This window comes from Shigella sp. FC1967 (genome assembly GCF_001743005.1).
In the GTDB taxonomy this organism is placed as follows: Bacteria; Pseudomonadota; Gammaproteobacteria; order Enterobacterales; family Enterobacteriaceae; genus Proteus.
The window spans coordinates 1-8189 of record NZ_MIIZ01000562.1 but is presented as its reverse complement, the minus strand read 5'-3'; the positions used below and the strand labels follow the sequence as shown (position 1 = coordinate 8189).

Annotated in this window: 5 protein-coding genes and 2 pseudogenes; all 7 read right to left on the bottom strand. The window is 38.5% G+C overall.

Annotated features, from left to right (window positions below; all coding sequences use genetic code 11):
- Positions 1–312 precede the first annotated feature (312 nt).
- The 7 genes and pseudogenes from fabI to pspF all read right to left on the bottom strand — a co-directional run bounded on the left by fabI (position 313) and on the right by pspF (position 7936).
- The gene (gene fabI / locus BHE89_RS05070; RefSeq protein ID WP_069369286.1) at positions 313–1101 is read right to left on the bottom strand and encodes an enoyl-ACP reductase FabI; all 789 of its coding nucleotides are present in this window, start codon (positions 1099–1101) and stop codon (positions 313–315) included.
- Positions 1102–1308: 207 nt separating this feature from the next.
- Positions 1309–2118 carry a putrescine export ABC transporter ATP-binding protein SapF gene (gene sapF / locus BHE89_RS05065; protein ID WP_069369285.1) on the bottom strand — a complete coding sequence of 270 codons (810 nt, stop codon included), beginning with the start codon at positions 2116–2118 and terminating at the stop codon, positions 1309–1311.
- Entirely contained in the window at positions 2108–3109 is a 1002-nt protein-coding gene (sapD, locus tag BHE89_RS05060) for a putrescine export ABC transporter ATP-binding protein SapD (protein ID WP_069369284.1), read from the bottom strand. The genes sapF and sapD overlap by 11 nt, the downstream gene beginning before the upstream one ends.
- Positions 3109–4002 carry a putrescine export ABC transporter permease SapC gene (sapC, locus tag BHE89_RS05055; RefSeq protein WP_069369283.1) on the bottom strand — a complete coding sequence of 298 codons (894 nt, stop codon included), beginning with the start codon at positions 4000–4002 and terminating at the stop codon, positions 3109–3111. Before sapC ends, sapD begins: the two co-directional genes overlap by 1 nt.
- A complete protein-coding gene (gene sapB / locus BHE89_RS05050) occupies positions 3989–4954 on the bottom strand; it encodes a putrescine export ABC transporter permease SapB (RefSeq protein ID WP_069369396.1) in 966 nt (321 codons plus the stop codon). The genes sapC and sapB overlap by 14 nt, the downstream gene beginning before the upstream one ends.
- A gap of 3 nt (positions 4955–4957) precedes the next feature.
- Positions 4958–6644: pseudogene (sapA, locus tag BHE89_RS05045) on the bottom strand (ABC transporter substrate-binding protein SapA).
- A 294-nt stretch (positions 6645–6938) separates the two neighbouring features.
- Positions 6939–7936 (bottom strand): annotated as a pseudogene (pspF, locus tag BHE89_RS05040) (phage shock protein operon transcriptional activator).
- Positions 7937–8189 lie beyond the last annotated feature (253 nt).

Below are 8189 nucleotides of genomic sequence, written 5' to 3'. Positions count from 1 at the left end.
AAATAAAAGCTACAAATAAAAAATAATTGCAACCAATAAGAGCAAAAAATATAAAAACAGAAATCTAAATTTCTTCATACATTAAATCCTTTTATTAATATGTGATTATTCTATCGCTAATAGAATGAAAAACTTATAGGAATAAAGCTAAAAAAGTGAAATTTAGCTAATGATTTATAATATTAATAATGAAGGAAGAAATATATAAGATAAAAATACAAAAGTTAATCGAGTTAAGAGGAAAAGTAGAAAAGCGGCATAAAAAAACCAGCCTTAGTTGTAAGGCTGGTTTTTATTATTCATAGAACAGAATTATTTTAGTTCTAATTCATTCATTGCCGCGATGCTGAAACCACCATCTACGTGAACGATTTCACCTGTGATACCGCCAGATAAGTCAGAGCATAGGAATGCTGCTGTATTACCCACATCTTCGGTTGTTACAGTACGACGCAGAGGCGTTACTGATTCGCAATGGCTTAACATTTTACGGAAATCTTTGATACCAGATGCCGCTAATGTACGGATTGGACCCGCAGAAATACCGTTAACACGAATACCTTCAGGACCCATAGCATTTGCCATATAACGAACGTTAGCTTCTAAAGAGGCTTTTGCCAGACCCATAACGTTATAGTTAGGGATTGCACGTTCAGCGCCTAAATAAGTTAGAGTTAATAGAGCTGAATTTGGATTTAGCATCTTACGGCTTGCTTTCGCCATAGCAACGAAGCTGTATGCACTGATGTCGTGAGCAATTTTAAAACCTTCACGAGTGACTGCATTAACGTAATCACCATCTAATTGGTCAGCAGGAGCAAAACCGATAGAATGAACAAAACCATCGTATTTTGGCCAAACTTTTGCAAGTTCTGCGTACATAGTATCGATGCTTTCATCTTTTGACACATCACACTCTAATACGATATTCGAGTCTAATGATGCTGCAAATTCTTCAACGCGTGGTTTCAGTTTTTCATTTTGGTAAGTAAATGCAAGTTCTGCACCTTGGTCACGCATAGCTTTAGCAATACCATAAGCAATTGATAATTTACTAGCAACACCAGTAATAAGAATGCGTTTGCTGGTCATAAAGCCCATAGCTGTATCCTTGTTTTTTCGTAAATCGCGATAATAACATCATTCACAGTTTTATTTATCTGTTAGGTTATCACGCTTATTGTTAATAAACGTGGCTGATTCTACCACGACATTTGTAAATTTGTTTAATTTCCCTAGCACCTCCGAGGAGTTAAGGGAAAAGGGTGAAATAATGTGCAATTAACATTAGGCTTATATTGTTTACACTTAAGTTAAATCTTGACGCCAAGCTTCTGCTGTTAAGGCTTCACCAAAGTGACTTGCTACCAATCTGCGAGTGACTTCATGTAAGGGGGACGCAAGAACTTCTGCTGTATTACCACGCTCAACGACTTCGCCATTATCCATCACAATGATTTTATCGCTAATATGTTTTGTCATGCCCAAATTTTGTGTCACATAAATATAGGCAATATCATGAGTCTCTTGCAGTTCTAACATCAAGTTTATAATTTGTGAGCGTAAAGACATATCCAATGAAGCGATTGCCTCATCGGCAATAATGACTTGAGGTTGTAATATCAATGCTCGTGCAAGTGCAATTCGTTGGCGCTGACCTGATGCAAACATATGAGGATAATAGTTTGCATGTTCAGGCAAAAGACCCACTTGACGTAATGTTTGATAAATTCGCTTCTCACGCTCAATCGCACTTAAGTCTGTATTCAGGCGTAAAGGGATCTCTAACGTTTGACCGATACGTTGGCGCGGATTTAATGAGTTAGTGGGATCTTGAAATATCATTCTAATTCGTTGGCTACGATAAGGGTAATCACCAAAAGACAGTTGATGTCCATTAATAAAAATATCGCCCCCCGTAGGCTCAGTCACACCAGATAACATTCTTGCTAGTGTTGATTTTCCTGAACCATTAGCGCCAATAATCGCTAAAGTTTGTTTGGGTTCTAGCGTAAAACTTACAGGTTTTACGGCTTCTAACTGCTGACGCCGAAATAATCCCGTACGATAGCGAAATGTTTTTGATAGATTTTTCACCTCAAGCAGTTTATCGAACATCAGTTGGCTCCACATTCAACGGAAAATGACAAGCCACGGCATGATTTTTAAATACACGTAACCGAGGTGCTTCAATACACTGTCGTTGCGCATAAGGGCAGCGAGGTCCTAAACGGCACCCCACAGGCAAATGCTCAAGGGAGGGGATTGCGCCAGGTAATGTATTTAAACGGCTCTTATGTGCCAATGAGTTGGTAAAATCGGGAATAGAACGGATCAACGCTTGGGTATAAGGATGATAAGGTGTCACTAATAACTCGTCAGGGGATGCTGTTTCGACGGTTTGACCACAATACATAACCGTAATTTTATTTGCCAATTTACTCATCCATTGTAAATCATGGCTAATCAACAAAATGGTCATATTGTTATTCTGATTGAGCCGAGTGAGTAAACGAAAGATTTGGGTTTGTGTTGCCGGCTCCATAGCGTTAGTTGGTTCATCTGCAATCAGTAATCTAGGCTGATTTGCAATAGCAATGGCAATCATCACCTTTTGGCATTCACCTTCAGTTAATTCATAAGGATAACTGCGCATAATATCTTTGTGATCTTTAATACCGACACGGTGCAACAGTTCAATTGCACGGCGTTTTCGCCAATGAAAGCGTTGCCACCAGTGACCTTTAAAAGTCCAACCGGGGATTGCCTGTATAAGCTGTTGCTCAATTTTTGTCGCAGGATCAAGACAAGATTGTGGCTCTTGGAAAATCATTGAGACATTATGGCCAATGACACGGCGTCGTGCTTTTGGTGATAATTTAAGTAAGTCGATATCATCAAAACGGAAACGATCGGCGGTTACACTGATATTATCTTTCGTCACGCCACAAATCGCTTTTGCAATTAAGCTTTTTCCCGATCCTGATTCACCAACAAGGCCTCTCACTTCACCTTCATTTAGGGTTATAGAAACTCGGTCTACTGCCTTTACTGGGCCATCAGGTGTCATAAATTCAATGGTTAAATTGCGTATATCTAATAAAGGCATTATTCAACTCCCTCATTTATTGCACGCTGCAAACCATCACCTAAAAGATTCACCAATAAAACACTTATCATAATTGTGGCACCCGGAATTAGGACTGTCCAAGGCGCAACATAAATTAACTCTAATGAATCACCTAACATCGCTCCCCATTCTGGTGAAGGAAGTTGGGCACCTAAATTGAGAAAACCTAATGCTGTAATATCAAGAATAGCAATTGAGAAGGCGCGTGTTAATTCAGAAACTAATACTGGCGTAATATTAGGCAACACGGTATACCATAAAATGGAAATATTCGATGCACCATCAAGTCGAGAAGCAATAACATACTCTTTGTTTAACTCATCATTAACAGCAGAGTAAATCATTCTGACTAAGCGAGGTAACAGTGCTAACCAAATTGCGATCATCGCGTGACCAAGACTTGCTCCAACAAAAGCGACAACAATAATAGCAAGCAGTAGGGATGGAATGGATAACAATGTATCTAATATATGATTGAGAATGGCGGATTTTAAGCCATGGGTCATGCCGGCAAAACAACCGATAATTAATCCCATCAGTGTTGCTGCAAAAGTGACAATAAATGCACCACCAAAGGTCATACTTGTACCAATTAAAATTCGGCTAAATACATCACGTCCTAAATCATCTGTACCAAAGAAATAAGAGACATTACCGTTTTGATACCAAGAAGGGGGAGTCAGTTGATGGCCAAAAAATTGTTGGTCAAGTGCATAAGGCGCAATATAAGGACCTATAATACTGAGCACTAAGAGAAAAAGAACGCCATAAAACCCTACCATAGAAATAACGTCTTTAGAAAAACATTGCCAAATTACCGCAGCAGGTGTAGGGGTTTTCTTCTCTTTATAAAATTGGCTATCTAAAGGCATATCCCACCTTGTGTTTCATTGGGTTGCTCATCGCGCCCACAATATCTGATAGTACGTTGACAATAATGACCATTGAACCCACTAACATTACGCCCGCTGAAATAGCCGAGTAATCTTGTTGGCGGATTGCTGTAACTAACCAACGACCAAGCCCTGGCCAGTTAAATACAATTTCTGTCACCATAGTGAGTGTAAGCATGGTGGAGAACTGTAAGCCTAATTTAGGGATGATAGGGGGTAAAGCATTATGAAGAATATGTCGACGAATAATTGTAAAACGAGAAAGACCTCGCGTTGCGGCTGCTTTCACGTAGTTTTCGGACATAATTTCTTCTGTACTGTTTCGCATTAATCGAATAACTTCGGTTGTTGGTGCAATAGCCAACGTTATTACAGGTAAAATCAGATGCTGTAATACGTTAATGATCATTTGTTGGCGATAAGGTGAATCAGATAACCATGCATCCACTAATGCAATGCCTGTAATCGGTTGTAAGTTATAAAGTAAATCAATACGACCTGAAACAGGTAGCCAACCCAAATTGAGTGAGAAGAAAAGAGTGAGTAGCAATGCCAGCCCGAATACAGGCACAGAGAAACCTAAGAGCGCAAAGTTACTGATAATAATATCGGCGGATTTATTACGCCAAACCCCCGCAATAATACCAGCAGGGATACCTAAAATAAGAGCAAAAAGAAAGGCTAATGTACAAAGCTCCATGGTTGCTGGAAGTGCTTCTACCAATTGTGCTTTGATAGGTTCACCATTGATAGAGGAAATACCAAAATCAAAATGGATCATATTATGGGCATAAAAAAAGTAGGCATCAGTGAGTGATGCACCACTTAACGGGGCATTGGGTGTGTAATAACTTAGGCTAAAGCTCACTAGCGACAAAAAGAACAGTGTCACAAGCAATAAAAGCAATCGACGTATTGAATAAATAATCATGGATTATTTTATAGCCTCTTTCTTGTGATTCTGCTCATCTACTTCTGCCTCTCGATAAACACCAGCAAAAGACGCATTACCAAAAGTACTTAATACCAATCCTTTAATATCATAACGATATGCTTGCATACGTAAAGAGTTTGCTAAAGGCAATACAGGTAACTCTTGAGCAAGAATATCTTGAGCCTCATGATAATAATCCATTCTTGAAGCAAGTTGCTGACTATAAAGCGCTTTTTTTCAAAATGTCATCAAAGTTAGGTAAACACCAATGACTTAAGTTAGTTTGTGAGCCAATTGCAGCACAGCTAAATAGAGGACGGAAAAAACTATCAGGATCATTACTGTCTGTTGACCAACCAGATAAGGTCATATCATGACTCCGATCCATCATACTCGTCTCTTGATATCGCCCTTCAATAGGACGAATATTCATTTGAATGCCTACCTGTGCTAAATCTGCTTGAATGAGTTCAGCCATTTTTAATGGGCTTGGGTTATAAGATTGTGAAGCGCTAGGTACCCAAAGATTTAATTTCAGCTCATCAAGGCCGAGTTCTTTAAGAATTTGTTTCGATTTCTCAGGATTGTATTCTGTAATTTTTGCTCGATTATCATAAGCCCAAGATGCACGAGGAAGGACTGATGCTGCCGTCTCAGCCGTACCATAATAAATAGATTCCATTAAACGTTCATTATTAATGGCATAAGCAATAGCTTGACGAACTTTAAGATCATTCAAGGGGGGCTTACTGGTGTTAAAGGCTAAATAAGCGATATTCATACCAGAGCGCAATGTTAACCGCAGTCGCGGATCGTCACGTAAAACCTTCAGTTGGCTTGCTGCTGGATAGGCTAAAACATCACATTCACCAGTGAGTAATTTAGAGATACGACCAGTACCACCAGCCCCCATATCGATAACAACCTGTTGCATTTTTGGTTGGCCTTTCCAGTAATTTTGATTTCTAAATAAACGAACAAATTGTCCCGGTTGATATTCATCTAGAAAGAAAGGACCTGTTCCGACCGGTTTCCAATCAAGCTGTGTTTGATCGCCTGATTTTTCTAAATTTTTGGCGTATTCAGCTGAAAGAATAGGGGCGTAATGTGTTGCTAAATGCCATAGGAAAGAGGCATCAGGCTCTTTTAAGCTAAATTCTACCGTGTATTGACCTAGTCTTTTTATTGATTGGATATTATTGGCAAAACTTAAACTATCAAAATAGGGATATTTTCCACCATTGATTTGATTGAAAGGGTTTTGTGGATTAATCATCCTTTCAAAACTAAAAATAACATCATCAGCAGTAAGTTTACGTGTTGGTGTAAACCAAGGTGTTTGTTGAAAAGAGACATTTTTACGTAAATAAAAGCGGTATGTCGCGCCGTTATCTAATGATTCCCATCGAGCGGCAATTTCAGGGATCAAGCGATAAGTGTAAGGGTCAACATCTAAAAGACGATCATAGAGCTGTGCCGCTAGAGGATCAATAATTAATCCACTACTTGATAACTGTGGATTAAAGGTATTTACACTGCCATCAACACAGTAAACAAAGCCATTTTGATTAATTGGAGTTGGCTCAAGCGTTATAGATGGTGCTTGTGTTTTGGGTGCTACATCTGCGAGACAAGCCGCACTTGTAAAGGAGAGTAGCAAAGTACCAATAAATAAAATAGGACGCATAAATAATGTCTTTTAGAGAAACGATTTTGCTATTGTAACTTAAAAAACTTTCTATCCCAAAATAGTCAAAAAAAAACAAAGTGAGAAAAATTCTCAATAAAATGCTTTACAAATGCTAATGATAAAGATTATCATCCGTATTGTCCTTCGGCGGTAAGAGGTTTTCCGCAAAGGGCACGACATTGCTCACATTGCTTCCAGTATTTTTTTACTAGCCAGCTCGGGTGCTGGCTTTTTTTTTGCCTATTATTGACAAAGTCACTTTGAAATTAAAAAAATTTATTTATCAATGAATTAAGTTGTTATTTTGTGTTTTTTAATTAGCCCTCTGAATTGATCGTAGCTTAGTGATAACTTTTCAGCCGCCTCTTTTTGGTTATATAAGCTCTCTTTTAATGCATTATTCACTAATTTTTTTTTCTACATCATTTTGCCATTGACGCAAATCCAACGGTAAGGTAGGTAGTGAAAAATTTTCTTTAGACGATGTCTTTAATATGGGGATTCTGGGCGTTTGAAGACCAGCAAAAGGATCAATAATAATAGTGTTGAGTGTGTTATCACTGGTTCCATGACGATAAACTGAGCGTTCAACAACATTTTTTTAGCTCACGAATATTACCCGGCCATGAATAATTTAAAAGTACTTGGCATGCGCTATCACTAAAACCAGGGAAAAAAGGTAAACCTAACTCTTGGCACATTGAAATAGCAAAATTCTCAGCAAGCAACATAATATCTGCACGTCGTTCTCTTAATGGCGGAAGTCTAATAACATCAAACGCTAATCTATCCAGTAAATCGGCACGAAATTTACCATCTTCAGCCATTGCGGGTAGATCTGCATTTGTCGCGCAAATCAGCCTAACATCAACATGCAGAGATTGACTGCCTCCCACTCGTTCTAAATGACCATATTCAATAACCCGCAGCAGCTTTTCTTGCACAAGCATGGGCGCTGTTGCTAGTTCATCTAGAAAAAGAGAACCGCCATCCGCTCGTTCAAAGCGTCCTTGATGACGATTTTTAGCACCCGTGAAAGCCCCCGCTTCATGACCAAAAAGTTCAGAATCAAGTAAATTATCATTAAGTGCAGAACAGTTGATTGAAATAAAAGGTCCTTGCCACCAAGGGGAAAGGTAGTGTAATCGATGAGCGATCAGTTCTTTACCAGTGCCTCGTTCGCCAATAATTAATACCGGTTTTTTTAATTGAGCAAGCGCTGAGGTTTGTTCTAATACATCAATAAATTGACTATCAACGCCGATTATTGTCTCTAAATTCTCGTTCATTGGTTAAATTCACCATATTGAGGTATTTTTTGCCAGTTTATCATGTGTTTAAAAAAATAAGCTAAAAATACAAGTCGCTTATTATCAATGAGTTAAGTGAATCTTAAAAAGTTGGCACGTAAATTGTATTAACTAAAGTATGCGGCGTTATGACAATGCGCCATTGTGAATAAATCAACATCACTAATTAGCATAGCTATTAAGGATAACATCATGGGTATATTTTCACGTTTTGCTGACATTATTAATGCCA